This window comes from Alkalinema sp. FACHB-956, from assembly GCF_014697025.1.
GTDB lineage: Bacteria > Cyanobacteriota > Cyanobacteriia > Leptolyngbyales > Leptolyngbyaceae > Alkalinema.
This window is the reverse complement of sequence record NZ_JACJRC010000028.1, coordinates 1-25,641: the sequence shown is the minus strand read 5'-3', so window position 1 is coordinate 25,641 and position 25,641 is coordinate 1. Positions and strand designations below refer to the sequence as shown.

Annotated in this window: 23 protein-coding genes; 10 read left to right on the top strand and 13 right to left on the bottom strand. The window is 52.5% G+C overall.

Features of this window, described 5'->3' with window-relative positions:
- Positions 1–19: 19 nt before the first annotated feature.
- Positions 20–655 (bottom strand): Uma2 family endonuclease, encoded by a 636-nt coding sequence (locus H6G21_RS21070; RefSeq protein WP_190575675.1) that lies wholly within the window; start codon positions 653–655, stop codon positions 20–22.
- A gap of 61 nt (positions 656–716) precedes the next feature.
- A protein-coding gene (gene prfB, locus H6G21_RS21065) for a peptide chain release factor 2 (protein WP_190575628.1) occupies positions 717–1,830 on the bottom strand; the annotation gives its coding sequence in 2 pieces (ribosomal slippage) (positions 717–1,757 and positions 1,759–1,830; 1,113 coding nt in all).
- A 616-nt stretch (positions 1,831–2,446) separates the two neighbouring features.
- Here prfB and H6G21_RS21060 point away from each other — a divergent pair.
- A complete protein-coding gene (locus H6G21_RS21060; RefSeq protein ID WP_190575673.1) occupies positions 2,447–3,229 on the top strand; it encodes an RNA polymerase sigma factor SigF in 783 nt (260 codons plus the stop codon).
- Between the two features lie 378 nt (positions 3,230–3,607).
- On the opposite strand, the gene H6G21_RS21055 is transcribed toward H6G21_RS21060, so the two are convergent.
- Both H6G21_RS21055 and H6G21_RS21050 read right to left on the bottom strand, forming a co-directional pair.
- Complete coding sequence (locus H6G21_RS21055; protein ID WP_190575626.1) at positions 3,608–4,909, bottom strand: glycosyltransferase; 1,302 nt, start codon at positions 4,907–4,909, stop codon at positions 3,608–3,610.
- A gap of 144 nt (positions 4,910–5,053) precedes the next feature.
- A complete protein-coding gene (locus H6G21_RS21050; protein ID WP_190575624.1) occupies positions 5,054–5,755 on the bottom strand; it encodes a beta-carotene isomerase domain-containing protein in 702 nt (233 codons plus the stop codon).
- A gap of 200 nt (positions 5,756–5,955) precedes the next feature.
- On the opposite strand from H6G21_RS21050, the gene H6G21_RS21045 reads away from it, so the two are divergent.
- Together H6G21_RS21045 and H6G21_RS21040 are read left to right on the top strand one after the other, a co-directional pair.
- Positions 5,956–6,156, top strand: coding sequence for a hypothetical protein (locus H6G21_RS21045; protein ID WP_190575622.1), 201 nt, complete (start codon positions 5,956–5,958; stop codon positions 6,154–6,156).
- A gap of 108 nt (positions 6,157–6,264) precedes the next feature.
- Entirely contained in the window at positions 6,265–7,131 is an 867-nt protein-coding gene (locus tag H6G21_RS21040) for a GNAT family N-acetyltransferase (protein ID WP_190575620.1), read from the top strand.
- Positions 7,132–7,323: 192 nt separating this feature from the next.
- Here H6G21_RS21040 and bchD read toward each other — a convergent pair whose 3' ends face one another.
- The 3 genes from bchD to dnaB all read right to left on the bottom strand — a co-directional run bounded on the left by bchD (position 7,324) and on the right by dnaB (position 11,690).
- Positions 7,324–9,372: a magnesium chelatase ATPase subunit D gene (gene bchD, locus H6G21_RS21035; RefSeq protein ID WP_190575618.1), complete on the bottom strand. Its 2,049-nt coding sequence runs from the start codon at positions 9,370–9,372 to the stop codon at positions 7,324–7,326.
- A 125-nt stretch (positions 9,373–9,497) separates the two neighbouring features.
- Positions 9,498–10,232, bottom strand: coding sequence for a SprT family zinc-dependent metalloprotease (locus H6G21_RS21030; protein WP_190575616.1), 735 nt, complete (start codon positions 10,230–10,232; stop codon positions 9,498–9,500).
- An 87-nt stretch (positions 10,233–10,319) separates the two neighbouring features.
- Entirely contained in the window at positions 10,320–11,690 is a 1,371-nt protein-coding gene (gene dnaB / locus H6G21_RS21025; protein ID WP_190575614.1) for a replicative DNA helicase, read from the bottom strand.
- Between the two features lie 619 nt (positions 11,691–12,309).
- On the opposite strand from dnaB, the gene lepB reads away from it, so the two are divergent.
- Positions 12,310–12,882 carry a signal peptidase I gene (gene lepB, locus H6G21_RS21020; RefSeq protein ID WP_190575612.1) on the top strand — a complete coding sequence of 191 codons (573 nt, stop codon included), beginning with the start codon at positions 12,310–12,312 and terminating at the stop codon, positions 12,880–12,882.
- Positions 12,883–13,030: 148 nt separating this feature from the next.
- On the opposite strand, the gene H6G21_RS21015 is transcribed toward lepB, so the two are convergent.
- The 4 genes from H6G21_RS21015 to H6G21_RS21000 all read right to left on the bottom strand — a co-directional run bounded on the left by H6G21_RS21015 (position 13,031) and on the right by H6G21_RS21000 (position 17,334).
- On the bottom strand, positions 13,031–14,302 hold the full coding sequence (locus H6G21_RS21015) for a dihydroorotase (RefSeq protein WP_190575610.1): 1,272 nt from the start codon (positions 14,300–14,302) through the stop codon (positions 13,031–13,033).
- 113 nt (positions 14,303–14,415) lie between these two features.
- Positions 14,416–15,735, bottom strand: coding sequence for a histidine phosphatase family protein (locus H6G21_RS21010; protein WP_190575608.1), 1,320 nt, complete (start codon positions 15,733–15,735; stop codon positions 14,416–14,418).
- Between the two features lie 113 nt (positions 15,736–15,848).
- Complete coding sequence (locus H6G21_RS21005; RefSeq protein WP_190575605.1) at positions 15,849–16,817, bottom strand: class I SAM-dependent methyltransferase; 969 nt, start codon at positions 16,815–16,817, stop codon at positions 15,849–15,851.
- An 82-nt stretch (positions 16,818–16,899) separates the two neighbouring features.
- Positions 16,900–17,334, bottom strand: coding sequence for a hypothetical protein (locus tag H6G21_RS21000; RefSeq protein WP_190575603.1), 435 nt, complete (start codon positions 17,332–17,334; stop codon positions 16,900–16,902).
- A 459-nt stretch (positions 17,335–17,793) separates the two neighbouring features.
- On the opposite strand from H6G21_RS21000, the gene H6G21_RS20995 reads away from it, so the two are divergent.
- From H6G21_RS20995 to H6G21_RS20975, 5 genes are all read left to right on the top strand, one after another.
- Positions 17,794–17,952, top strand: coding sequence for a hypothetical protein (locus H6G21_RS20995; protein ID WP_190575601.1), 159 nt, complete (start codon positions 17,794–17,796; stop codon positions 17,950–17,952).
- 97 nt (positions 17,953–18,049) lie between these two features.
- Complete coding sequence (locus H6G21_RS20990) at positions 18,050–18,412, top strand: Hpt domain-containing protein (RefSeq protein ID WP_190575599.1); 363 nt, start codon at positions 18,050–18,052, stop codon at positions 18,410–18,412.
- A 305-nt stretch (positions 18,413–18,717) separates the two neighbouring features.
- Entirely contained in the window at positions 18,718–20,532 is a 1,815-nt protein-coding gene (mrdA, locus tag H6G21_RS20985; RefSeq protein ID WP_190575597.1) for a penicillin-binding protein 2, read from the top strand.
- 167 nt (positions 20,533–20,699) lie between these two features.
- The gene (locus H6G21_RS20980; protein ID WP_190575595.1) at positions 20,700–21,491 is read left to right on the top strand and encodes a glycosyltransferase family 2 protein; all 792 of its coding nucleotides are present in this window, start codon (positions 20,700–20,702) and stop codon (positions 21,489–21,491) included.
- Between the two features lie 5 nt (positions 21,492–21,496).
- Positions 21,497–22,273, top strand: coding sequence for a WecB/TagA/CpsF family glycosyltransferase (locus H6G21_RS20975; protein WP_190575671.1), 777 nt, complete (start codon positions 21,497–21,499; stop codon positions 22,271–22,273).
- A 51-nt stretch (positions 22,274–22,324) separates the two neighbouring features.
- On the opposite strand, the gene H6G21_RS20970 is transcribed toward H6G21_RS20975, so the two are convergent.
- The gene (locus tag H6G21_RS20970) at positions 22,325–23,818 is read right to left on the bottom strand and encodes a DEAD/DEAH box helicase family protein (protein ID WP_190575593.1); all 1,494 of its coding nucleotides are present in this window, start codon (positions 23,816–23,818) and stop codon (positions 22,325–22,327) included.
- Here H6G21_RS20970 and H6G21_RS20965 point away from each other — a divergent pair.
- Positions 23,817–24,497: a DUF4870 domain-containing protein gene (locus tag H6G21_RS20965; RefSeq protein WP_190575591.1), complete on the top strand. Its 681-nt coding sequence runs from the start codon at positions 23,817–23,819 to the stop codon at positions 24,495–24,497. The two genes, H6G21_RS20970 and H6G21_RS20965, sit on opposite strands and share 2 nt — an antisense overlap.
- 91 nt (positions 24,498–24,588) lie before the next feature.
- Here the strand turns inward: H6G21_RS20965 and H6G21_RS20960 are convergent, their stop codons facing one another.
- A complete protein-coding gene (locus tag H6G21_RS20960) occupies positions 24,589–25,392 on the bottom strand; it encodes an Rpn family recombination-promoting nuclease/putative transposase (protein ID WP_190575589.1) in 804 nt (267 codons plus the stop codon).
- Positions 25,393–25,641 lie beyond the last annotated feature (249 nt).

The window sequence follows — 25,641 nt, the reverse complement described above, 5'->3', positions numbered from 1 at the left end:
GAGTCGTACACGATCGCCTTTACTTCCCCTGCAACCGCTGACGGAGATTGCGGATAGCAGTGCTGGTGTTGCGATCGTAACTGTCCTGTAAACAGGTTTGAATCAAGTTTGGCAGATCAAACTCTGGCAAAAATTGACTCTGCGCTGCCAGGACATATTGCTGATTTTGTAGGTGGTAAATTTGTAGCGTTTGCCGTTTCCAGAGCCACACCTCCGGCACGCGGTAGGGCAAATAATCATTGACATCAGAATAACTCGTGACATCTACCTCAATCACCAAATCCGGAGGCGGATCCTGTTGCCAATTAATCCGATGTTTGCCCGAAATCGCAGGCCAATGGTCGATGTAAAAGCAAAAGTCAGGTTCAATGCCGCTCTCCTCCGGCAGATCCATCGTAATCGGCGTGAAGGCGTCGTACTCCCGATCGCAATGGTCGAGTAAGACTTTTACAACATCTGAGAGTATATTTGCATCACGACCATGGATGGGGAGAGGGGACATCAGTAAAATTTCTCCACGCCGAAATTTGATTCGAGGATTCGATCGATCGCCTCGCTGCTGCGCTAATTGCTGATACTCCTGCCAGGTTCCCGGCAAGCGAACCACTGCTCCCTGGGGTAATTGCAACGTTTCCGTCGAAATGATGGTGGTAATCATAGGTCGATCGTTGGCCTCACTGACCAGGGGCAGGGAATAAGCAAAGTTGACCAGAGAATTAGGCTTCCACGAGCTGATTTTCCTGACGTAAACAGGACTCGATGAAAGAATCCAACTCCCCATTCATCACATCTTGAATCGCAGTCGTTTCCGACCCGGTGCGGAGATCCTTCACCAGTTGGTAGGGATGGAACACATAGTTACGGATCTGGTTGCCCCAGGCCGCTTCCACGATGTCGCCTCGGATTTCTGCAATTTCCTTGGCCTTTTGCTCCTGCGCTACGACCAGCAGCTTGGCCTTCAGAATTGCCAACGCCTTCTCTTTGTTTTGGAGTTGGCTGCGTTCCTCCGTACAGCGCACTGCAATCCCTGTGGGTAAGTGCACAATTCGTACCGCTGTCTCCACTTTGTTAACGTTTTGGCCGCCCTTGCCGCCCGCTCGGGACGTGGTGACCTCCAAATCCTTTTCGGGAATCTCCAAATTCACGTCATAGTCAATCATCGGCATGACTTCCACCCCAGCAAAACTGGTTTGGCGTTTACCGTTGGCGTTAAACGGCGAAATCCGCACTAACCGATGGGTGCCCTTCTCCACCTTGAGGTAGCCGTAGGCATAGCGCCCCTCCACTTCCAGGGTGGCGGACTTAATGCCAGCCTCATCTCCCTCCGAGAGTTCCATCATGCTGACCTTATAGCCGTGGGACTCCGCCCAGCGCGTATACATCCGCAGCAGCATTTCCGCCCAGTCCTGAGCATCAGTGCCGCCCGCCCCCGCATTAATTGTTAGACGCGCGCCTTTCGCATCGTAGGGGCCAGCCAGCATCTGCTGAAGTTCCCACTGATCCAACTCCCGCTGCAAAAAGCTCAGTTTCTCTTGGGCTTCGGTCAGGAGGCTTTCATCGGACTCCAGTTCCAACAGCTCCAAGACCGTTTGCGCATCAGAGAGGCTCGACTTCCAGCGATCGAAGCTTTCCAGGTGCGACTTGTACTCGTTTAATTCCTGCAAAGTTGCCTGGGCCTTGGCTTGGTCATCCCAAAAATCCTGCTGGGAGGCCAATTGCTCTAGGTCATGAATTTTGGCGTTTAAGGCAGGAACGTCAAAGATAGTCCTGGGTTTTACCCAGGCGGTCAGTGAGCAATTCGATGCTGCGTTTCAGTTCAACCGTATCCATCCAAACCTCTCAATCAAAACGTTTTTGAGAAGATCCCGTCGGTATAACCTCGCAATCTTTGGGAATCTCGACTTTCCCTCAAGGTTATCCCCCGCCTTCCTGTGATGATTTTAGCGCGGGTTGATGGAGGCAGACTGTCCCCATAGATGGCCTGGGTAGAGGGGATTTGGATCCTCTCTATGGTTTCCACTAGCTAAAGGTCGTTCGGCAAGTCTGACTGAGGCCCTCTGTCAGTCATCGTCCCAGGAGGAAACCCACTCTAGGGGTGTCTCCCTTCTCAGTAATACGGAGAGGTGGCCTAGCCCAATGAGTATTAATACCTCTTTGATACCTCTACCAAAACAGTACCGGGAACCTGGGTACCCAAATTGGGGTCGATCGCTGCAACAATCCGTCACACTAGGCCGAATGTCGGAGAAATTTTCTGCAATGGCTGAAGTGCCTATGGGCTAAAGATTTCAGCCATTTTATGCAGGTAAAACCGCCAAATTTTCTACGTAAATGTGCTGAGGATCCGAATTGAGCTACCTAGAGACTCCCGTAGATCGACGATGGTTTGACCCCGGTCGGATATCGAAAATGATGACAACGGTGATTGAGAGATGACTTACAGATGATGGCAACTCAAACGACGGTTCGCTCTCGCGGAATGGAACTCTTGGCTGCATACCATGCAAAACCTTCTGTGCGGTTACGCAACCAGTTGGTGCAAATGAACGCAGGTCTGGTGCGCAAAATTGCTCATCGTATCAGCCATCAATGCGCAGAACCCTACGAGGATCTCGAACAGATTGGCTACCTGGGTCTGATTCGGGCGATCGAGCGCTTTAATCCTAACCAAGGTTGCGCCTTCAGCTCCTTCGCAGTGCCCTACATCCGAGGTGAAATGCTGCACTTCCTGCGCGATCGCTCCGGTACTGTTAAGATTCCCCGTCGTTGGCAACAACTCAACAAAGAAGGTCAAAAAGTTCGGGAAGCGTTGGCTGCTGAACTCAACCGTCAACCCACGGATGATGAAATCGCCCAAGAGTTGGGGGTGACGGTGGTGGAATGGCGGGACAGCAAATTGGCTGCCAAGAACCGTCTGCCCCTCAGCCTGGATGCTACGGTTTGCCAGCAGTTGGATTCTCCCATGACCCTAGGCGATACGATTCCCGATGCCCACTACCAAGACCTGCAAATCTTGGAAGAAGATCGGCAACAGTTGCAAAAAGCACTAAACCAACTGGAAGACAAAACCCGCCAAGCGATCGAGTATGTCTTTCTGCATGACCTTTCCCGTAAGGAAGTGGCTGAAAAGATTGGAGTTAGCCCGATGACGGTGACCCGTCGGATTCACCGGGGGGTGCAGCAAATGGTGACCATGCTGAAGCCCCAAATGCTGCAAACCGATCCCTAAGGATTTCCCAGCAAGATGTTGCCGAAGATTGTTAGTCTCTACCTGGAAATGCGGCTAATGGTCTTCAGTCATCCTCTAGCTTTTTGACTCTAGGACACTGTTTTGCTTCCCTTCGTCTTTGCTTTCCCTCGCCATTTTGAGGTTTTGACTCGCGGATTTGATTGATAGGTTTGATTCAGGTTTGATTCAAGTTTGACTCAAGTTTCGACTCTAGGACACCTTTCGCTTCAATGGCTCGTAGCGTTAACTCATTCGCAAGTTTGAGTTCCCTGTAAGTTTGAACAATACTCATGCTCCTTGTCTGGACTGCCTCATCAGCAGTCCTTTTTTATGTTTCTAGCTTTACTGCTTACAGTTTTTGCTAGGTTCTCGCAGTTGCTATTGCGTAGAAACAGAGTGACGTAGATTTTTCTGCTGTCCCACAGCATTTTCAATTAAATCTGCGGCTTGTACCACTCCGCCCGATCGCGCGATCGCCTGTTGCAGTCGCTGGGCATTGTGCCGATAGGAGGGCTGTTGCAGAACTTGGATGATGGCCTGCTTGAGTTTGGTGACGGTGAGGCGATGGGGCGGAATCATCACCCCTGCCCCCGACCAGACAATGCGGGCTGCCACGCCGGGTTGATCGCTGGTGATGGGAATGGCTACCAGGGGCACCCCTTGGGTCAGGGCTTCCAGAGTGGTGTTTAATCCCGCATGGGTAATGACTAAACTCGCTTGCTGGAGTAGTTCCAATTGCGGTGCGTAGGGGACGACGATCGGATGACCGGGTAGGGTAGGAATTGCGCGATCGCGGTTGCCTAGGGAAATGACCAACTGCACGGGCAAATCTTGGTCGGCTTGTAAATCTTGGCAGGCTTGGGCGATCGCTTCAAACATCCATTGCTGCCGATTTTGTAAGGTACCTAGGGATGCGTAAATTAATGGCTGTTGTGGATTGATCTGATCCCAGGGAAAGGGGATGGGGGGACGGGCTAGGGTGTAATGGTGTGGGCCAGTAAAGTGAAAATTCGCAGGCAATTGCGATCGGGGAAATTCGAACTCCACGGGCTGTTGAGTGATTTGCAGACGGGAAGAATAGGCATCGTCGCTATGTTGATAGATCGATAACCCAAACCGTTGGCGATGGTAATTAATGGTTGTCGTTAGTGGCTTAAAAATTTTTTGACTAATACGATTACCTAGCTGATTTCGGATACGCCCGTAGAAACTAGGGTTGTATAACCAATCAAAGATAATCGGAGGAACTAGCGGATCAGTATTTAACATGATCGCACTACAAAAGGAAATATAAGGAATTTGCAGGATATCCGCGATCGTGCCCCCTTCCAAGGACACTTGATCGACAATCAGTGCATCGACTCCGGCCTGTTGAATCGCAGCGGGGGCATGGCGTAGGGAGACATCGTAGGTCTGTGCAAGGTACTGCATCCCAAATTTGAGGGCTTTCAGTTGGCTGAGTTCACCGAGGCGATCGTCAAACTGAGCAATACTGCCCTTGGGAAATTCGGCTTCTGCGACAATCGTACAATCGCATCCAGCCGCAGTGACGCGTTCAAAGGCATCGGCAAAAACGAAAAAGGTTACTCGATGGCCGCGCCGTTTGAGTTCGTGGGCTACCGGAACCAGAGGGTTAATATGGCCCGTGGCGGTGGGACAGAGAATACCAAAGTGGGGCATCGTGATTGCTGTACTAGGAGTTACTAAGGGAATACGCAGCTCCAATCTCAGCAGATTCCTGATCCACCAAAGTTATTGTCTGAGCGGCGGTTATAGGAGGCAATTTCGCTATTCTATGCGGATTCCTCAGGGGTTCGAGGAAATTTATCCGTGAACTTTTGGACAAACGATCGAGGAAGAAGCGGTCACACATTGGTTCAAGCAGGGCTGTTGGGATGCCTGTTCCGTTTCCAGCGGGGGAGGAATCTGTCCAAAGACCATCTCGCAACTGAAGTCTTCAAAGTTGGGCGTCAGGGTCACGGGAATCCCAAAGTCCTTAGTGAAAAATTCTTGGGTGGGTACTTTACACATATTGACGCACATGCCCACGCAGCGACTTTGCTCTAGGTAGCGACATTTCTGGATATGCACCCCACTGCGCTGCATTCGGGTTTCCCCCGTGGGGGATGTCACTTCCACCGATCGCACTTCGCAGGGGCCAACCAACCATTCAAACAGTTGCGTCGCGAACCAGGCATTTAATTCACAGACGAGGGGCGTCGGTCGGGAAAAGGTGCGGATGGCCCAGAGCACTGGGGCCGGCATGAGCGATCGCAGCACAATACCCACAAGGGCTTGCTGTTCCTCCGCACTCCGTCCTTGCATAATTTTTTGTGAGAGATGCACAAATCCATCGTAGCCAGGGTAGGGACTGGGCTGCCCCACGGCCTTGGCAATTTTGTTGGAAAAGAGCCAGATGAATAGCCGATCGAACCAATTATCGTGATAGACCGTTGGAGCTTCCTCCCCCGGAGCACCGAAGGGCTGAGAAGTCGGTTGGGCTTTGGTTTCCGGGGGGATTGACATCACTCACATCTCGTAAAAGGGCACTCAACTCTAGAATGGGATCAGGCGATGGGTTGAAACTCAACTCCGCCTGCGTTTCCAGAGGCCCTTTCTATTTTAAAGGGTGTTTTCGGGCTTGGGATGGCGGTTCCCAGAAGCTGCTGGGGCTGCATGACTCCCGTTATTGCGTGTGACCTCGTCAATCATTCATCATTCTCCCCATGAACCAAAATTCCTCCCCCTTTTGGCCCGATGATTTAGAGCAATGGCGGAAAACGCTGGCCGTGGCGAATTACAACAACATTTTATGTCACTGCCGTGAATGCGATCGGGAATGGGTTGCTTCCACGACGGAGGAAACCTGCGAATGTGGCAGTCAACGGATTCAATATCTCCCCTGCTGGCAATTTCCCGATGATTAATGGCTTGAACTGGCGATCGTCGCTGTCCTTAAATCTTTTGCCGCAAAATCCTTGGTGATCCAATTTGCGTCATAAATTTTGAGTCATCGATTTTTAAGTGTAATTCCTATGACTGTAGCGACCTATGAAATTCGTACCATGACGCGGCGGGATTTGGAGGGTGCGATCGCTTGGGCGGCGGCAGAAGGCTGGAACCCCGGTTTGCAGGATGCTGCCAGTTTCTATGCGGCGGATCCCCAAGGCTTTTGGATGGGATGGTTGAGAGATGAACCGATCGCGGCGATTTCTGCGGTGAAATATGGGGCGTCCTTTGGCTTTCTGGGGTTTTACATTGTTAAGCCGGAATATCGGGGACAGGGCTATGGGATAAAAATCTGGAATGCGGCGCTGGATGCCCTCCAGGGTCGTACCATTGGCCTAGATGGGGTGGTGGCGCAACAGGCCAATTATCAAAAATCTGGATTCACTTTGGCCTACCGCAATATTCGCTACCAGGGCACGGCTTCCCATGGATCGATCGAGCATTCTGGGAATGTTCCGGCGGAGATTGTGCCGTTGTCTACGATCGAATTTGAGCAGGTCTACCAATACGATCGACCCTTTTTTCCCGACGATCGCCGTACTTTTCTGCAAAGCTGGATCAATCAGCCGGATAGTTGTGCGATTGGGATTGTGCAAGGGGGCCAGTTAGCTGGATATGGTGTGGTGCGGCCTTGCCAGTCGGGGTATAAGATTGGGCCACTGTTTGCCGATCGGCCAGAATTCGCCGAGCAATTGTTTACTGCGCTGCAAATTCAGGTGCCGGAAGGATCGACTATTTTTTTAGATGTGCCGGAACCCAATGGGGCAGGCGTAGAGCTGGCGCAGCGGCACAACCTAACGATCTCTTTTGAGACTGCGCGAATGTACTTAGGCGAAACGCCAAACCTACCGATCGAACGGCTGTTTGGCGTCACCACCTTTGAACTGGGATAAGTTCGATGAACAAATGTCCTTCACAGATTCCCTGTCCTTGGACGCAGAATTCACTTTCGGGGGGTGTCGGGGGAGTAGAGTCCCCTGACATTGCAGGGGGGCGGGGAGAAGTTCCCCGATCTTCGCTGCGGAGCAGCCCCGACGATCGTGCAACATCACGAATTTGTCGCGACGTTAATTGATTGGGTTAACCTACCGCGATCGCATATCGCTGATGGCATTGCGAGCCACTCCCGCGATCGCCTGATCCGTTGCCTTGGGCAGATGGTAATATTTCCCACCCGCTTTAGCTGCCAACTCCTTCGCTAGTCCCGTTGAAACGAATTTATTTTCCGTATCAATCACCAGGAACTGCATCCGGGTTGCGCCGATCTTCGTGGCAATCTCCAGCAATTCGGCTTTAATATCCGGCTTTTCACCTTCAGGAATCGGCTCACCCAGCGATCGGGCCAAGGGCACATTGCCCCGTCCATCGGTAATCGCCACAATTACCACTTGCCCAATATCACCTGATTGCAGGGAATTCATTCCCACCCGTACCGCTTGGGTTAACCCGTGGGCCAAGGGTGATCCGCCCCCACACGGTAGACGATCGAGGCGACGTTTGGCCGCTTCGATCGATCGGGTCGGCGGCAACAATACCTCTGCCGATTCCCCTCGGAAGGGAATCAGCGCCACCTGGTCACGATTTTGGTAGGCTTCGGTCAGCAGGCGCAACACAGCCCCCTTCGCGGAATTCATCCGGTTCAGCGCCATGGAACCCGATGCATCCACCACAAAGACAATCAACGCCCCCGCCTTCCGCGCCATCCGTTTGGCCCGCACGTCTGACTGCTCCACAAAGACCCGCTTGCGGCTAGTGGGATTCGCTTCCAAGGCACGGCTGCGTCGGGATTTCTGGTAGGGAGCTGCCGATCGCAAAGTGGCATCCACCGCAATCCGGCGCACCTTGCCGCGCGGCAAAATCGGCTTAACATAGCGACCCCGATCTTCCGTAAAGATCACCGATCGGCTACCGGATTTCCCTTGCTTGGCGGCCTTTTGGGCAAAGTACAGTACCGAGTCATCCATGATCACCCCTTCCGGATCAAAGATGAATTCCTCAGGAATGTCCGGCATTTCTTGCTCGTCCTGAGTCTCGTTTTCGTTATCCTTTTCTTCCTCGTCCTGCTCTTGGTCAGAGGAATCCTCAGGATCATCCTGGGCTTGGGGGGGGGGTGGCGGTGGGGGCGGCGGTTGATCGGGCGGTGGCGCTTGAATGACCGTTGCGCGGGGCACAATCACCAACTCCACAGCCTTGCGCAGATCCTCCGCATTCACCGCATTGCGTCCATCCAGTGCCGCATGGGCCTTGGCGACCCGAATGGCAAACAATTCTGCCCGGTGGCCCTGAACCACGCCCCGAATCGCTTCACTGACGAGATATTCAATCTGCTGCTGCGTGATTGTGACTTCCTTCAGCCATTCCCGCGCCAGGAGAATTTGGGTTTTCAGCCCGTCAATGTCTTCAGCGTACTGGTCGAGGAAGGCTCGGGGATTGTTGGCGTATTCCGTGGCTTGCAGGACCGCATCCACCCGCTGATCGAGTCCCAACACCATATCGGCGGACAGGGAAATGGCGATGCGATCGAGTAAATGTTCCCGCAGGTCGCCTTCTTCGGGGTTGTAGGTGGCGATCAGTAAGGGTTTGCAGGGGTGTTGGACGCTGATACCTTCCCGTTCGATGATGTTGCGGCCATCGGTCAGGGCACTCAGCAGCAGGTTGGCGGTTTGGTCATCCAGCAGGTTGATTTCGTCGATGTAAAGCACGCCGCGATTGGCTTCCGCCAACAAGCCCGGTTGAAAAACCGTTTCCCCTTGCTTGATCGACTGGCTCACGTCCACGGAACCCAGTAAGCGATCTTCCGTCACGCCAAGGGGAATTTGCACAAAGGGCGCTGGAATAATTTTCGTGGGAACTTCTGCAACCTGGGCGTACTGTTCGCGGGTCAGGTCGTCCCATTCCTCGGGATGGTTGGGATCGCAATTGGCGATCGACTCTTCCACCACTTCGATCGGGGGCAGTAGCGCATGGATCGCCCGTGCCATCACGGATTTGGCCGTACCCCGTCGCCCAGAAATTACGACGCCTCCGAGGCCGGGATCGACGGCAGCTAACAGGAGCGCAAGTTTGATGGCTTCCTGTCCGACGACGGCGGCTAGGGGAAACGTTGTCACAGGGGTTTCTAACGTGGCAGGCATAGGTTCTGGACTGCTTGCGGCAAAGTTTATTATCAAAGCTCAAGCATATCAAGGGATGGGGACGGGTAGCGCATTTACCCGAAGCTTTCTGGGAGGGATGGCTGGGAGGGAGGTTGTCTGGGCGGTTAATCCCGATCGACCCAGTGGGGAACGTACTTGAGTGCTGCTTTCAACGCTTGGTCGGATTTTTTATAGTGGGGATCTTTTTCGGCGACGAGTTGCCAATAGGAGGGGGAGTGGTTGAAATGGATGGTGTGGCAAAGTTCGTGGATGAGGACGTAACGGACTAACTGCGGTGGAAGAAACAGAAGTTTGTAGTTCAAACTGATGTTTCCGTCATTGGAACAACTGCCCCAGCGGGTTTTCTGGCCGCGCACGGTGATGCGGTTGCAGGGCAGCTCCAAGTCCTGACTGAGGGCCTGAATCCAGGGGATCAAAAAGGCTTCGGCACGGCGGGTGAGCCAGCTTTTTAGGGCTTTGCGGCAAAGGCGATCGTTCTGCGTATTCCCCCAAAGAATGACGTAGGGTTCCATTTCCGAGATCCGAATGCTTTTCAGATTGGCGGGGGTGTATTCCACTTGCCAGGATTCGGTGGTGGCTTGTAGGTCGATCGCTTTGGGTAAGAGTTCCCGTTGGGCTTTTTTGGAGGGCGGATTTTGGGTGGCGAGTTTGGTTTGAGTTTTGTCAATCCAGGTTTGATGTTTGGCGACGATCGCGGGGACAGTGGAACGGTCGAAGCCGATGGGGATCACGACTTCTAAATTGCCATCAAGGGACATTCGTAAGCTGACACGTTTGGCTTTTTTGCTTTCTCTGACGGAGTAGGAGAGGGTTGGTGAAAGATCGCGATCGTCCCACATACATCAACGTCCTGTGAAATTCATCAACGTCCTGCAAAGATTTTCGACCATTGCTGTGATCATTCTCAGCAAATCAAGTCTTTGTAACTATTCTCGGTTAGGGGCTGCCAAGTTTCTGAACTGAGTATATTGCGGTTCAAACAACAGTTTAACGGTTCCCGTGGGGCCATTACGATGTTTACTGATAATGACTTCAGCTACCCCCCGATCGACGGTATCTTTGTTGTAGTACTCATCGCGGTACAACATCATAATCAAATCTGCATCCTGCTCGATCGCACCGGATTCTCTCAGGTCAGACATCATAGGCCGCTTGTCGGTTCTGGATTCCACACTCCGGCTCAGCTGTGATAGTGCAATTACAGGGACTGTTAACTCCCGCGCTAGGGCTTTGAGCGATCGGGTAATATTCGACAATGCCTGCACCCGGTTGTCATTGCCCCCGCTGCCCATTAGCTGCAAATAGTCGATCAGAATCAGCCCTAACGCCCCACCATTTTCCGCCTGGAGCCGTCTCGCCCGCGATCGCATCTCCGTCACGCTTAGGTTGGGGCTATCGTCAATGAAAATCGGCATTTGCGATAGGGTACTAATCGCATGACCCAATGGCTCCCACTCCTGATTACTAATGCGACCCGCCCGCAAGCGACTGCTTTCAATGCGAACTTCACTGGATAGTAAACGCTGAACTAATTGCTCTCGTGACATTTCCAAACTGAAAACGGCAACGGGCAGCTTATGGTAAGAGGCAATATTACGAGCAACATTCAACACAAAGCTCGTTTTGCCCATGGATGGACGACCTGCAACGATAATTAAATCGCTACGTTGAAAGCCTTGGGTCATGGCATCGAGATCGTAAAAACCACAGGCTAAACCGGGTAATGCCATCCCTACCGCGCGACTTTCGATCTCCGCAAACGTCTGCGTCAGAACATCCGCCGTAGACATTAACCCTTCCTGGGGCCGGGTTTGCGTTACGTTGAAGACTTTTTGTTCCGCATTGTCCAACACATCCACCAGATCCTGGGTGGTGTCGTGGCCGAGGGCCGAAATTTCGTTGCCGACTCGAATTAAGCGACGGCGCAGATACTTATCCATTACCAGTTGGGCGTACTGGTCGATATTCACCGCGCTAACGGTCCGATCGCACAGTTCCACCAATCGACTTTGCCCCCCCACTTTGTCCAGTTGGCCGTGATCCTGGAGCCAAGTGGCCACATTCATCAAATCCGTCGGCTTGCCCTGTTGGTGCAAGACCAATGCTGCTTCATAAATCCTGCGATGGGCTGATAGGTAGAACGCCTCTACGGTCAAAATATCGGTGATGCGCCCGATCGCCTCTGGATCCATTAGAATCCCACCTAGAATTGCCTCCTCCGCTTCCAAATTCTGGGGGGGCAGACGATCGCTAATGGCCTGAAAATTCAGTTCTTCTTTGGGAGCTTCCTGAGCCATGGGGAGAGAAATCTAGTAGGGAGGCAACTATACAGGTTACAAGGGACAGCGTACAAGGGAAAGGCTGGAAAAACTAGGCAGGAAAGGTTAACGTCTTCCTCAGCTCACCCCCATGCCGTACATTTGTATTAATTGTACCGCGATCGGGGATGACCTACCCGCCTCCGATCGTGACGATCACCCTTGAATTCTGAAGGCACAAGCAGGCGCAAATTGTCTTGACTGGGGAACTCTAGGGGGAATCATCACGGTCAATGGTACGGTAATTTCCCCCTATGTCGGGCGTAAACTCTTGTGCATAACTCGATCGAGGATGTGTATAACTAGATATGAATCTTTATAGAGTCCGTATCTTAATCAGGTCACTATTAAAATTAGGGTCTGATCAGGGGGATCCTTGTCTGGATCTGGTTTGTTGATCCATTGGTGGCATTCGTTGGGAGAATATCTGTATTGTTTGGTAGGGGTGCGTAAAGGTTGTTGCCTGAATATGTCGTTGCCTGAACATTAAGGGGTGTTTTGTGCCCATTCATGTCTTTTAACGAGTGATATCTTTCGCCCAGAATGCTTTGCGCCCATCGTCTGAATCTTGATAATTTTTGAGCCAAATTGGGAGCCTATGTCCGGTAATAACGAAAATCATTGGTTGGAAGGTTTAAAAACCATTGGTCTGAGCGCCTTTCTCGCGATCGGGATTCGACAGTTTGTGGCTGAAGCTCGCTACATCCCTTCCGGCTCCATGCTGCCGACCCTTCAGATCAACGATCGATTGATTGTGGATAAGGTGAGCTACAAGTTCAATTCGCCGCAACGGGGCGATATTGTGGTGTTTAATCCCACCCCGGCGTTGGAACAGCAGAATTTCCACGATGCATTTATCAAACGGGTGATTGGATTGCCCGGTGATAAGGTGGAAGTCAAAGGCGGACGGGTTTACATCAACGACCAGGCTCTGCGGGAAAACTATATCCAAGAGGATCCCCAGTACGAATTGCCCCCCACGATCGTGCCGGAAGGTCAGTACCTTGTCCTAGGCGATAACCGCAATAACAGCTACGACAGCCATTATTGGGGGTTTGTGCCGAAGGAAAAAATCATCGGTCGGGCGGTGGTGCGTTTTTGGCCCCCCGATCGGGTCGGTGGCATTTCTCCGGAACCAGACTACCAACCCGCACAAAAGGAATCGAACTAACTCAGCTTACGATTGTGCGCTAGTGTTACTGACCTGTGCTGGATGGCGGTTGACGGGTTACCCGATAGAGAGGGATCCCCGCCTTGTCACCCAGCACTTTTTTGTTGCTGACTTGACATTACCCTACTGGATATTAACCCACTAGATATTAACCCACTTGAACAATTTGTCCGTGAATCGTTTGACCTAGAGAGTGGGTGTTGCTCGATCGAGACTTCAACGTTTGTCCATTGACGGCCCAAGTGTGATCCGGCTGGAACAAAATCCAACGGCTGGTTTCCGTTCCCAGAGCCGAATTCGCTTTGCCCAAGCAGGCTAGGGGTTGGCAACTAAGGGCACGCCACAGTTCCACCGCAGTGAGTTGTCCAGCTTCCACCAGATGATGCCACAGGGTCGGGAATGCCAACTCTAACCCGATCGCGCCTGTCGGAGCTTCCCCAAAGGCCACAGTTTTTTCCTCGTAGGTGTAGGCTTGGTGATCCACGGCAATGGCATCAATGACCCCGGATTTGACCGCTTGTATCAGCGCATGGCGATCGCTGGGATTGCCCAGGGGCGGCGATAGGCGTAGGTTGGGATTGTAGGTGCCTAGGTCGTTGGTATCTAGCAATAGGTGTAACCAAGTCGTACTGGCGGTGACTGGTAAACCCTGGGCCTTGGCGGTTTGCAGCAGTTCCACGCCCCGCGCTGTGGAAATTCGCATGAAATGAACGGGTACGGGAATCTCTTGCAACAGTTCTAAAATGGCCGCGAGGGGCGCACTTTCCGCCATGACGGCAATCCCTGGCAAGCCAAACTTCAGGGCATTTACCCCTTCCCGCGCGATGCCATGACCCGCCAAACTGGGATCGGAGGCCCATAGCATCAACGGTTTTTGCAACGGCTGGAGATATTCCAACATCCGTCGCAGCATGGCGAGGTTCGTGATGGCCTTACCATCGGCAAATCCAACGACGTGGGGAGCCAGATCACCCAACTCCACCATTTGCTGCCCTGCGGTTTCCAGGGTCAATGCGCCCCAAAACTGCAACCGAGGCAAGGTGGGCATGGCAGACAGGCTGGAGAGTAGACGGGATTGCACCTGTTCCCGAATCCAACTAATAGTGGCGGGATTGTCGATCGCTGGGGTGGTGTTGGGCAGGACGTTCACCTGGGTGAAGCCGCCCGCGATCGCCGCTGCCATAAAGGAATCTAAGGTTTCCCGTTCTTCGTGGCCCGGTTCCCCCGATCGACTGTAGAGATCCACCAGTCCCGGCCCCAGAATCAGGCCCTGTCCCGATCGGGTTTGGGAGCCCTCCGGTGGCGTGATTTGTGACTCAATGGCTTGAATCATGCCGTCGTCTAGGAGGACATCAGCGGTACGATCGGTGCCTGCCACTGCATCGATCACTCGCACCTGTTGCAAAACTTCAATCGCCATAACCTTGTCAAACTCAGTAATTTTCTCTGGATTGGTTCGATCGAGCCAACCCAGAAAATCTAAACAAGAGCACTGGGCTTGTCTTGCCGATAGTACTCTGTGCCAAAACGGGCTTACAGCGCGCCTGCTGCCGTTTTATCCAGGACACCACCGAGGTGAACGGTGATATTACCCGCCCGCAGAATCGGATCGGCCTTGGCCCCTTGGGGATAGTCGATGACGCTGACGGCTCCGTTGCCTTGCTTAAAGTTCCAGAAGGACTCCGGCCCTAAGCCTGCAACGTGGCACAAAATCGCTTTGTTGATGGCATCGTGGGCCACGACGAGCGTGGTCGTTCCAGGCTGGGCCTGTTCGACGATCGCTTGCCAACCGGCGATCGCCCGCGTCCACACGTCATTCAAGTTTTCGCCTTCCGGCATTTGCACCGTTTCCGGGTGGGATTGCCACTGATCTAATAAGCCTGGATAGTCTGCCCGGATTTCCGCTTCCAGTTTGCCTTCCCAGGTGCCGTGGCTGATTTCCCGCAGGTCGTCCCGCAGTTGCAGGCTGATGCCAGCGTGGTGCTGCAAAATCCGTTCGGCGGTTTCCTTGGGGCGAGCCATGGAGCTACTGACAGCGGCGTCAATTTTGACGGATTTGAGGAATTCTCCGGCTTGATCGCCTTGGCGTTGACCGTTTTCGTTCAAGGGTACATCGATTTGGCCTTGGAAACGACCTTCCCGGTTCCATTGGGTTTCGCCATGGCGGACAAGGAGCAACCGCACGACATCATCACTTTTCGGTTTGGGAATGGGGGTGCCCAGGTGCGCGGTGAGGTTGAGGGATTCGATTTGGACTTGATCGCCCAGACCGCCGGAGAAGTTGAGCACAGTAATGCCGCAGTTGGACTGATCCAGCCGTTGGTAGTCTTCCGGCTTCAGCCCGATCGCAGTGTTGATCAGTGCTCGGTTAATGCCACTGTGGGCCACGACGAGCAGGGTTTGGTTGGCATGTTGCGGGAGGGTCTGGTTCCAGAAGCGTTTGGCCTGCTCGTAGAGGTCGGCCACCGGGAAAAAGTCGCGATCGTCGATCGTCATTTTCAACTGGTGGGGAGCATCACGCCACTGGCGGTACTCTTCGGGGAATTTGCTGATCACATCATCAAACAGCAGTTCTTCCCACCAGGGGAGGTTAATTTCTTTGAGTTGCTCGGTGGTGGTGATGGTGGGAGCGTTGGGCAGTTGTTCGGCAATGAGTGCAGCGGTTTGGCTGGCCCGTTGCAGGGGACTGGCATAGATGGCATCAAAGGTCAGTTCCTTCAGCGCAGCCCCTACTTGAACGGCCATCGATCGACCTTTTTCGGTGAGGGTTGATTTGTCGCAGTGGCCTTGGACGCGCCGCTCGACGTTGTAGGTACTCTCGCCATGCCGCACAATGATGACGCGGGTTGTCACGCTGAAATCCTCCTGAGAACGGTAATTACCGCAAAGTAAATCAGCATGATCCTACCGCATGGGGCGATCGGTCGTGGCAATCTCTTCGACCTCAACCCCGATCACCTAGGAGACTACTTCACTTGAGCGATGATGGTCCGGTGGCGAGGCGAATTTTCGATCATCGTTGGGCGGGTAAACCCAGCTGCTTCGATTTCCGCTGCAATGTCCATCGAGAAATACTCATCCAAATAAGGCTCAGTACTCTTAAGCAGCGTCATCACGTAGGGTGGCATTTTGACAAACACCGCCGATCGGGGATTCATATCCATAATCGTGAGATAGCCACCGGGTTTCAGAAGCCGCCGCGCCTCGTGGAAAATTTCGATCGATGCCGACTGGGGTAATTCATGGAACATCAAACAAGCCGACACCAGATCATAGGATCCAGCAGGTAGCCCCGTTTGTTCCGAAGCGGCATGAACCCAGGTCGGTGCCGCTTCAGCACTGGGGTGCTCCCCCTTTAATTGCAGTCCGTTGCCCTTGCCGGCCTGCCGCAGTTCCGTGCGATAGCGAGCCACGGCCAAAAAATGCGGCGAGAGGTCAACCCCTGTAATCTTGGATCCGGGGAACGTTTCCTGAAGCGCAAACGTACTCATGCCCACACTACAGCCCAGATCCACAATGTCGCGGGGGGCGATCGGTAATTCCTGCTGCAAGACCTTGTGATAGCTCTGCCGCAGGTGGGGGTCTCCACTGGATCCGGACTCCTGCCAAATCCGCGCATGGACGGAATAGGCCGCCACCTCCACCTCCGTCGCAGGCAACCAACCCAAGTTCCCTTCTTCGTAGGCGTGGAACGGTTTGAGGTAATAGGTGGGATATTGCAAATCGGGATTATTCACTGCTGCGAAATCCGCCGTCCAATCCCGCGCTTGTAACTGCTGGGACTCCGCCATCCACGGCACCCCGATCGTCTCCGCCCGTTGGATCATCATCTTCCTCGCCCGCTGCTTGGCAAATTTAAACAGCGGTTTAATCCCCAGCACCCAGTTGGCCAGCCGCACGGAAAAAGCAGGCTTTGCATCGATCGCAGCAGTCATAGTTGGAATTCAAGAACGTTTGATTAACGCCCCCATTATCGCAAAGATCGCAAGGGTTACTGCCCTCGGTCATGTTCCTCAGCTATTTCCCTTGTACCGAAAGGCGATAATTACTGCGCATTCCCGGTTCCATCGAACCCACCCAAATTTGATAGGTTCCTGCGGCCCAATCACTATCGGTAATGCTGGCATCCTTTTTATTGCCAGTATCATCCCCACAACGGGTGACTCCCCCCGGCCCCACGATAATTAAGGTGGTGTCCTGACCACTCTCCACCTTGAGGGTGAGTTGGGAAAACCCCTGCTTCAACGTCATCACATGATCCGGTTTCGGATCGCCAAACCCTAAACACTTGTTGCGATCGCGATCGACATCACTGGTAATGGCCGGGAGGGAGGTGGTGCCGCCGGTGCTACCCGTGACAGAGACAGATTGACTGCCACTGGTTAATTCAAAACTGCCAAAATTGGATGATTGCGCCAGACTTGGCCCGCTACTCAAGAGCAATAGGCCCATTAATCCAATCCCTGAACCAATGACTGGGCTAATCAGACTAACAACTGAATTCAAAAGAACTCTAAGAGCGCCTGCCATGGTAAACCTCGTGCCTTGATGTTTCGAAAAAGTAAAGTGACAGAATGGAATGCTTGAAAAAATCTTGACCGTTTTGCCCTGACTGATTGTGTGTCCTAGCTCAGTTTGTGTGTCCTAGCTCAGTTTGTGTGTCCTAGCTCAGTTGCCCTGATTGAGAGAGTGGAATGAGTTGGAAGGGTAACGACGCAAACGTTGGGGATCTCTAGACTGGGTTATTTCTAGACTGGGTTATCTCTAGACTGAGTGATTTCTAGACTGGGTTATTTCTACAATAGAATCACTTATGCATCGGCACTCGTCTTCCTGACAATTCTTCTACGATCGATTCTAAACAACCGATAACTCCGAACATCCGGAGGATATCTACACCGAGTCCCCACCATGCCCCTGATAGTTTTAATTGTCCTGGCCCTCCTGTTTGGCAAGTTGGTTGAACTAGTCTGTCTCCAATCGCTCCAAGGCGTTACCCATCTCCTCAATCTGGGTGGATTCGGTTGGTTGCCCATTCTTCTCCTGGGCCTTTGGTGTTTTGGACGATAGCCTGGGCACACTGAAGAGGACGCCTTGGCCATCGTTAGTTCAGGCTGCGAGCTGATCCCGTCTCTCCAATCTGTTTTGGCCTTTGTTTTTGCATTCTATGAAATCTTCCCTGTCATCTCGAGTCTCTACTGTGGACATTGATTGGAAACAGTTGCATAAGCTGTCTGATGGTAATGCTGAATTTGAATTAGAACTCCTGAAGATCTTTTTTGTTGAAACCAAAACCCGTATCCAGTTGGCTGAATCTGCGCTAGCCGATCGGGACTGCCATACCTTGCAGTACCTGGCCCACCAAATCAAAGGGGCAAGTGGCAATGTTGGGCTGCGGGCAATGTGGCAGGCGGCGACAGAACTGGAACGGCAGGCGCGGCAGCAGGATCTCTCCCATGGTTCCCTTCTTTTAACTCAATTGAGCAATTCGTTGCTTGTAGTACAGGAAGTTTTAGAAGCAACGACGTAAAATTAAAACCTGGGGTTCCCAGTCAGCAAAAATCTAGCCGTCCTACAACCAGATCCCATTTTTTGGATCACCCTTTGAGTCACGCTGGAACCGCAGAGACTTCATGACGCCAGAGTGATTATCTCTTCCCTTTCCCAACTGTCCGGATGTCCAAATTCGTCGGGTGAACAGTGCATTAAGGATCAGCTTCCTACAGAAAAAAACGATCGGTAGACAGCCCTGTCTAGCCGACGTTTAGCCTGTGAACTTTCTTGGCGACACAATCCCGTTCAGTTTTCTAGGATTTGAGCATCATCGGGGGAAAGATGAGCATTGGGCTGCGATCGACTCAGAAAAAAATCTACCAGAGCTTCTCCAATTATCGACTGCAAATCAAAAGCCGTTTGCCCCGCACAGAGAGAGTGGGCTTTCTCTTTCTGGCGGTCACAGTTTTGTTTAGTATTCCAGCATTTCGGTTGGCCCAAATCCAACTGGTGCAGGGGCAATATAATCGTGCCTTGGCAGACCATAACCGGGTGCGGCCCATTCCCCTGGTTTCCGATCGCGGCAATATCTTCGATCGCAATGGCAAACCGTTAGCGGCGAACCAACTGGCGCGGGCAGTGTACCTCTATCCTCGGGAGCAGTCCCCGGAGGGGTGGAAAGCATCGGTTGAACGGCTGGGCAAGATTCTCAAGCTACCCCCGCAACAAATCTTAAACCAATTAGAGAAAGCAGGATTTCAATCAGCGATTCCTGTGCGTATTACACGGGACTTAACACCACAGGCATTTATCGCGTTAGCAGAAGGCGATCCCATTCGGGGATTGGAAATTCAACCGGAATCCAATCGGCAATATCCCAACGGATCCCTGGCGGCTCACATCCTGGGATATATCGGAGAAGCCACCGCTGAAGATCTGAAACGGCATCCCGATCTACCCATGGGAATGATTGTGGGACAGATGGGGCTGGAACGAATTGCCGATGAACAGTTGCGGGGTCGCTGGGGCAGTCGCTTAATTGAAGTTGATGCAACAGGTAAAGAATTGCAAATGTTGGGCATCCAGAAACCGATCGGTGGACAGCCCTTACAACTCACTTTAGATATCCGACTGCAACAAGCGGCGGAAAAAACCTTGGCAAATCGTCGGGGGGCGGCGGTGGTGCTCAACGTGAAAACCGGGGAAGTGTTGGCCATGGCCAGCGGCCCGACCTTTGATCCCAACCTGTTCACCCGCAAAATGACCGATCGGGAATGGAATCAACTGCAATCCCAGGACAATCCCTTTTTAAATCGTGCCTTACAGGGCTATCCGCCTGCCAGTACGTTCAAAATTGTGTCTACGGCGGCAGCTTTACAATCGGGTAAGTTTGCCCCAGATTCGACGGTGATGACTTCGGGAGCCATCAGTGTTGGCGGCGTTCTGTTCCATGAGCATGGTGGTGGTGGGTATGGCGCGATCGGGTTCCGGGATGCCCTGGCCTTTAGCAGTAACACCTTCTTCTACCAAATTGGTCTAGCGGTTGGCCCCCAGGAAATTAGCAAATGGGGCCATCGCATGGGCATTGGGGAAACCCAAATTAATTTAGACGGTGGATCTCAGGGACTCATTCCCACGCCAGAAACCAAGGAAAAGCTATACAAGGAACCCTGGTACGCCGGTGATACCGTGACCATGGCGATCGGGCAAGGGCTGGTGCAGGTGACGCCGTTGGAAATGGCGGTGATGATCAGCAGTATTGCCAATGGGGGCAAGCAGGTTAAACCCCACTTACTCATGGGCCAAACGGGAACGCCGGAGATGCAACCGGAGGAAACGGGGCTGACGAAAAGTACGATCGACACAATTCGGGAAGGCTTAGTCGCAGTGGTGAAAGAAGGAACAGCCCGTCGCCTCAGTGACGGCTCGATTCCGCCCACTGCTGGGAAGACGGGGACTGCTGAAGTTCCCGGTGGTGCGGACAATGCGTTGTATGTCGGCTATGGGCCGCTGAATGATCCCCAAATTGCCGTAGCGGTGGTGGTGGAAAATGGCGGCTTTGGTGCGGAATCGGCAGTTCCGATCGCCCATGAAGTCTATAAAGCGTACTTTGGTCCGCCTGCGAAACCCAAACCTCAGCCGAAACCGCAATCCTAGGGGGACATGCAATCTGGGCGTTATAATTTGCGCTTGTAATTTGCGCGTTGCAATCTGAGTGTTGTATTTGCGCGTTGCAATCTCAGCATCTGCACGTCGGGATCGAGCGATTTGGACGATCGTGGGTAGCATAAGGGAGTCCCCGTTCCTTCGAGGCGCGTTTTGCCATGAAGTTTACGATCGTGACTCCTTCTTACAACAAAGGAGCTTATCTTGAACGCACGATTCAAAGTGTGTTGGCTCAACAACATCCAGCGATCGAGGTGGAGTATCTGGTGCTGGATAACTTTTCCGACGATGGAACGGCGGAGATCCTCGATCGCTATGCCCAGCATCCTCACGTCCAAGTCCAGCGCTACCACGATCGGGGACAGGCCGATGCCATCAACCAAGGCTGGCAAAAGGGAAGGGGTGAAATTTACGCTTGGCTCAATGCGGATGATGTTTATTTAGATCAGGTCTTAGCGCAGGTGGCCGAATACTTCCAGCAGCATCCCCAGGTTATGGCAATCTATGGGGAAGCGGTTTACATTGACGCGAACGATCGCGTGCTAAAACCTGTTACCAACATTCGTAACTATTCTCGGAAACAGTTACTATCCCACGACTTTATTACCCAACCTGCCACCTTTTTGCGGCGGGAAGTGGTGGAAAGCACCGGACTGTTAGCCACCCAGTATCGCTACGTGTTTGACTGGGATTATTGGATTCGGATTTCCAAACGCTACGATTTTGTGCGAGTTCCGATCGTCCTTGCGGGGTATCGGATTACCGGCGATAATCTGACCACAACGGGCAATAAACGCCGACTCCAGGAAATGATTCAGGTGGTTTGGCAGCATGGTGGCCTGTTCCATCTCCTGCGTTTTGGGTGGCGTTTGGTGCGTAAGTATGCGGCTCGTAAAATTGAAATTCCATCCGTGGCACCCACTCACGCTTCCCGATCGCCCCAATCCTAATGTCCATGAACAAAGCCTCCCATCCCATTCTAGGTAGCCGCATTGATTGCACCAGTTATCCCGATGCCTGCGATCGCATCCTGGATTGGGCGCGCGATCGGCGATCGTGCTATGTGATTGCGGCGAATGTCCATGTGGTGATGACGGCCTATTGGCAAAAGTCCTATCAAAGGATTGTCAATCATGCAGCCTTAGTGACACCGGATGGAATGCCGCTAGTATTGGCCTTAAGGTTGCTGGGGCAGCGTTGCCAAACCCGTGTCTATGGCCCCGACTTGATGTTGGCTTTGTGCGATCGGGCGGCGCAACAGCAGATTCCGATCTACTTCTACGGTGGTTCGGAAGCGACTCTACAGAAGTTAACCACGAACTTGCAGGCACAATTTCCAACGCTACCGATCGCGGGAACCTATGCACCGCCTTTTCGCCCGTTGACCGCAGCGGAAGAACAGGCCGATTGCGATCGCATTCAAGCTTCGGGAGCCGCGATCGTGTTTGTGGGGCTGGGGTGTCCGAAGCAGGAACGATGGATGGCTTGTCAGGTCGATCGTCTACCTGCGGTGATGATTGGAGTGGGGGCGGCCTTTCGTTTCCATAGCGGAGAAGTGTCGCAAGCGCCCCGCTGGATGATGGCGTTGAGTTTGGAATGGCTCTATCGCCTAGGGGCAGAGCCGCAGCGCCTGTGGAAGCGTTATTTAATTAATAATCCTGCGTTTCTCTTCCTGTTTGCTTTACAGTTGCTCCGGACTTATCTGGCTTTTCCGAAAAGGAGTAAGGCTTAATACCTCATTGATTTGTAATTGCGTCGGCTCTGTAGGATTGATCCATCTTACCTATTCCCAATCTCCCAAGGATTCAGCGGCTTTGGGCACGCGGGGACGGGCATTGGGATATTTGGATTTACCCGGTAGGGGTTGGTCGGGGACGGCTTTTAACTGGGTGGGTTTCTTCACCGTTTCCTGATTCCCATAGCGGCGTTTGGAAACCCCTTCTTCACTGGTATCTTCGGCAATCACTTCGTACAGCGTGGCCATTTTGCTGGGATCGTTGCCCTTGCGCAAAATCCGGCCCAAGCGCTGAATATGTTCCCGCGTTGATCCGGTTCCAGACAGCACGATCGCCACACTGGCTTCCGGTACGTCTACCCCTTCATTCAACACCCGCGATGCGACTAAGGTGCGGTAGTCCCCCGCTTTGAATTTCTGCAAAATATCATGGCGTTCTTTGACGGGGGTTTGGTGGGTGATGGCGGGAATTAAAAAGTCCTGGGAAATGCGATACACCGTTGCATTGTCGTCGGTGAAAATTAAGGTGCGATCGGGGGAATGATTGGCTAGGAGATCCCCCAAGACCCGTAGTTTTCCTTCAGTGCCAAAGGCGATCGATCTCGCTTCCCGGTGGGCGAGCATGGCGCGGCGTCCGGCCTTCGATCGGGCACTGGCTTGGACAAAACGCTGCCAACCCTGCAAACTGCCTAGAATAATTTTGGATTGCTGAAGAAATTCGTTGCGGATTTGGATGAGTTCATCGTAGCGATCGCGTTCTTTTTGGGAGAGGGTGACTCGGATTTGCACCAGTTCGTAGTTCGCCAGCGTTGTGCCGGACAGTTCCTCGGCGGTTTTGCGATAGACTTCTTCTCCCACGAGAATTTTTAAATCTTCGTGTTTGCCGTCGCTGCGTTCCGGCGTTGCAGAAAGTCCCAACCGAAAGGGCGCGATCGAATATTCGGCCACAACTCGGCTGAAATCCGTCGGTAAGTGGTGGCATTCATCAAAAATCAGCAGGGCGTACTGATTGCCCAAGGTTTCTGCGTGGATGGCGGCGCTGTCGTAGGTAGAGACGAGGATGGGGGTGCGATCGCGGGAACCCCCTCCCAATAGACCAATTTCTACGTCGGGAAAGGCGGCTAGCAAATGGGCATACCATTGGTGCATCAAATCCAGCGTCGGTACCATGATCAGCGTACTGCGTTGGGTGGCTTCCATGGCCATTTGCGCCAAATAGGTTTTGCCGGCTGCGGTGGGCAGAACAACAACTCCGGCTTTGCCCTGGGCTTTCCAAGCTTCGAGGGCTTCGGTTTGGTGGGGATAGGGCGATCGCTGGAAGCTGGGCAGGAGGTCGAGTTCTTGGTAGGCGCGGGCGTGGTCGTTGACTTCGGTGCCTTCGCGGCGCAGGGCGAGGATGAGGTCGCGGTACTGCATGGCCGGAATGCGAAATTTTTCAATGCGATCGTCCCAGGTGGCAAATTCTACCCAGGCTTTGCCCCGAGGGGGGGGATGGAGAATCAAAGTTCCGCGATCGTAGGTTAAATTAGGAATCCGAGGCATGTCGCAGCCAGAGAGCATCCTTTGGCATTATAGCGGCTTGGCCTATTCTCTCAAACCTGCCTGGGTCTGGATTCCTGGCGCGGGTTTTGGGGAGGAGATTATTGGGGCTGGGAATTGTTGCGAGGAGTTTGGTGTTGAAATGCTGCGTGAAATGCCCGATCGATCGATTCGCTTCCGTGCCCTGTTGTGCCATGGGGTGACGCTGCTGTGGATGCCGTTGGCGATCGGGTTGGCGGGGATGGGGATGCAATGGCAATTAACGCAGATTATGTTTATGGCGAGTTTGTCATTGGCGACGGATGGAGGATATTCCCCCAGTTTTGCGGTGACGGTGTGGCTGGTGGTGTTGGTGGTATTATCCCAGGGATTCTGTTTGTCAATGCCGCTGGTGATTTGCTCAGGTTGTCGGAAGGCCCATGGATTGCTGCATAAAAGTAGTCAATCAGCGTTTAATTTTCAGTTGTCAAGTTTGCTCTATCTAGTGTTCGCGCTAGTGCTGGTGGCAAGCTACGATCGTGCGGGGGGTGGGGCGGTCGATCGGGATTGGGTAAGTTGGTTGATTCCTTTAGTGGTTGGAGTTTTGGTAATTTGGAATGGGATGTTTAGTGTGATTGGGATGGTGCGGGCTTGGCGAGGGGAACCAACGCGCTATCCGTTGGCGATTCCATTTATTCGATAGCAATCGGATATTGATAGGAGAGTGGTGTGCAGCACTGACCATCTTGCTGTGTCGAATCACCGGGGGCTTGCACTTGCGAGGGAATCGTGCCCTAATTTTGTTTAATCTGAGATTGTAGGGATTGGACTTGCTCGATCGTCAATCCAGTAAGACGTGCGACTTGCTCCAAGGGGAAATTATCCTTCAGCATGTTGAGGGCAATCTCTTGGGCTTTTTCTTCCTTGGCTTCCCGAAATACTCTGATGTCTTCCATCTTAATTCCTAGCATCTCATCTATCTCCTGTCTGGATAACGTTGTAAACATATAAGCAATAATCGTGCTTACCATCTCCATTATGCCTTGCTTTACAGGCAAGTTCGTAAGCTCCTGATCTACCCGCTGGAGTAACAGCCTCGCTTTGTCTGGTGCAGTTGCTTTATCTTCGATCGTCAGCACCATTGCGGCTACCCCCAACGGTAACTCCTCAATCGCTCCCAACTCATTCAAATAAATCCGATGGACTTGATCACTCTTCAACAAGGCTCGATAGGGATAGGATTCGGACTGCTCCATCGATCGAGACGGATAAATTGCTACTGCTTGCCAATCTGAGAAATGATCCCGATTTCGATAAAAGTAGGCCAAGGACTCTGTAAACATTCGTTCGTAGAGCCGTTCATCCTTCTGCATCTGCACTTCTGCAAAATAGATAACACCCGCTGTTTCATCCTCCGGTGGTAAAAATACTCCATCAATTGTAAAGGTCGTTTCCTTAACTGCCACTGACTCAAATCGATAGCGATCGCCCATAGTCGGTCGAAGACCATCGGTATTTGCTGGTGTAGCTTCCAATAGCTCGAAGATCAAGCTGGGAGCTTGCTGAAACAACTTATAAAAAATGGCATCACGACGCATATATTTCGACGGTTATTCAGTGATGTGAAAAATAATTGATGATGTGATTGTAAGTTGGTTGATACACTCTATATATTAAATTGATTATAAATATTGTATATTCGAAAAGAAAATCAATGCTAATTTGAAGCTAATACCAAATTGATTTATCAATGCTACAGATCCGATCCCCCCTAGCCCCCCTTAAAAAGGGGGGGATTTAGTCAAATTCTTTCAAAGCCCCCCTTTTTAAGGGGGATTTAGGGGGAT

What these genes read in the sequence shown, in the direction of transcription:
- H6G21_RS21060 (WP_190575673.1), top strand. Translation starts at nt 2,447, where the DNA reads ATGGCAACTCAAACGACGGTTCGCTCTCGCGGAATGGAACTCTTGGCT.
- H6G21_RS21055 (WP_190575626.1), bottom strand. Translation starts at nt 4,909, where the DNA reads ATGCCCCACTTTGGTATTCTCTGTCCCACCGCCACGGGCCATATTAAC.
- H6G21_RS21050 (WP_190575624.1), bottom strand. Translation starts at nt 5,755, where the DNA reads ATGTCAATCCCCCCGGAAACCAAAGCCCAACCGACTTCTCAGCCCTTC.
- H6G21_RS21045 (WP_190575622.1), top strand. Translation starts at nt 5,956, where the DNA reads ATGAACCAAAATTCCTCCCCCTTTTGGCCCGATGATTTAGAGCAATGG.
- H6G21_RS21040 (WP_190575620.1), top strand. Translation starts at nt 6,265, where the DNA reads ATGACTGTAGCGACCTATGAAATTCGTACCATGACGCGGCGGGATTTG.
- bchD (WP_190575618.1), bottom strand. Translation starts at nt 9,372, where the DNA reads ATGCCTGCCACGTTAGAAACCCCTGTGACAACGTTTCCCCTAGCCGCC.
- H6G21_RS21030 (WP_190575616.1), bottom strand. Translation starts at nt 10,232, where the DNA reads ATGTGGGACGATCGCGATCTTTCACCAACCCTCTCCTACTCCGTCAGA.
- dnaB (WP_190575614.1), bottom strand. Translation starts at nt 11,690, where the DNA reads ATGGCTCAGGAAGCTCCCAAAGAAGAACTGAATTTTCAGGCCATTAGC.
- lepB (WP_190575612.1), top strand. Translation starts at nt 12,310, where the DNA reads ATGTCCGGTAATAACGAAAATCATTGGTTGGAAGGTTTAAAAACCATT.
- H6G21_RS21015 (WP_190575610.1), bottom strand. Translation starts at nt 14,302, where the DNA reads ATGGCGATTGAAGTTTTGCAACAGGTGCGAGTGATCGATGCAGTGGCA.
- H6G21_RS21005 (WP_190575605.1), bottom strand. Translation starts at nt 16,817, where the DNA reads ATGACTGCTGCGATCGATGCAAAGCCTGCTTTTTCCGTGCGGCTGGCC.
- H6G21_RS21000 (WP_190575603.1), bottom strand. Translation starts at nt 17,334, where the DNA reads ATGGGCCTATTGCTCTTGAGTAGCGGGCCAAGTCTGGCGCAATCATCC.
- H6G21_RS20995 (WP_190575601.1), top strand. Translation starts at nt 17,794, where the DNA reads ATGCCCCTGATAGTTTTAATTGTCCTGGCCCTCCTGTTTGGCAAGTTG.
- H6G21_RS20990 (WP_190575599.1), top strand. Translation starts at nt 18,050, where the DNA reads ATGAAATCTTCCCTGTCATCTCGAGTCTCTACTGTGGACATTGATTGG.
- mrdA (WP_190575597.1), top strand. Translation starts at nt 18,718, where the DNA reads ATGAGCATTGGGCTGCGATCGACTCAGAAAAAAATCTACCAGAGCTTC.
- H6G21_RS20980 (WP_190575595.1), top strand. Translation starts at nt 20,700, where the DNA reads ATGAAGTTTACGATCGTGACTCCTTCTTACAACAAAGGAGCTTATCTT.
- H6G21_RS20975 (WP_190575671.1), top strand. Translation starts at nt 21,497, where the DNA reads ATGAACAAAGCCTCCCATCCCATTCTAGGTAGCCGCATTGATTGCACC.
- H6G21_RS20965 (WP_190575591.1), top strand. Translation starts at nt 23,817, where the DNA reads ATGTCGCAGCCAGAGAGCATCCTTTGGCATTATAGCGGCTTGGCCTAT.
- H6G21_RS20970 (WP_190575593.1), bottom strand. Translation starts at nt 23,818, where the DNA reads ATGCCTCGGATTCCTAATTTAACCTACGATCGCGGAACTTTGATTCTC.
- H6G21_RS20960 (WP_190575589.1), bottom strand. Translation starts at nt 25,392, where the DNA reads ATGCGTCGTGATGCCATTTTTTATAAGTTGTTTCAGCAAGCTCCCAGC.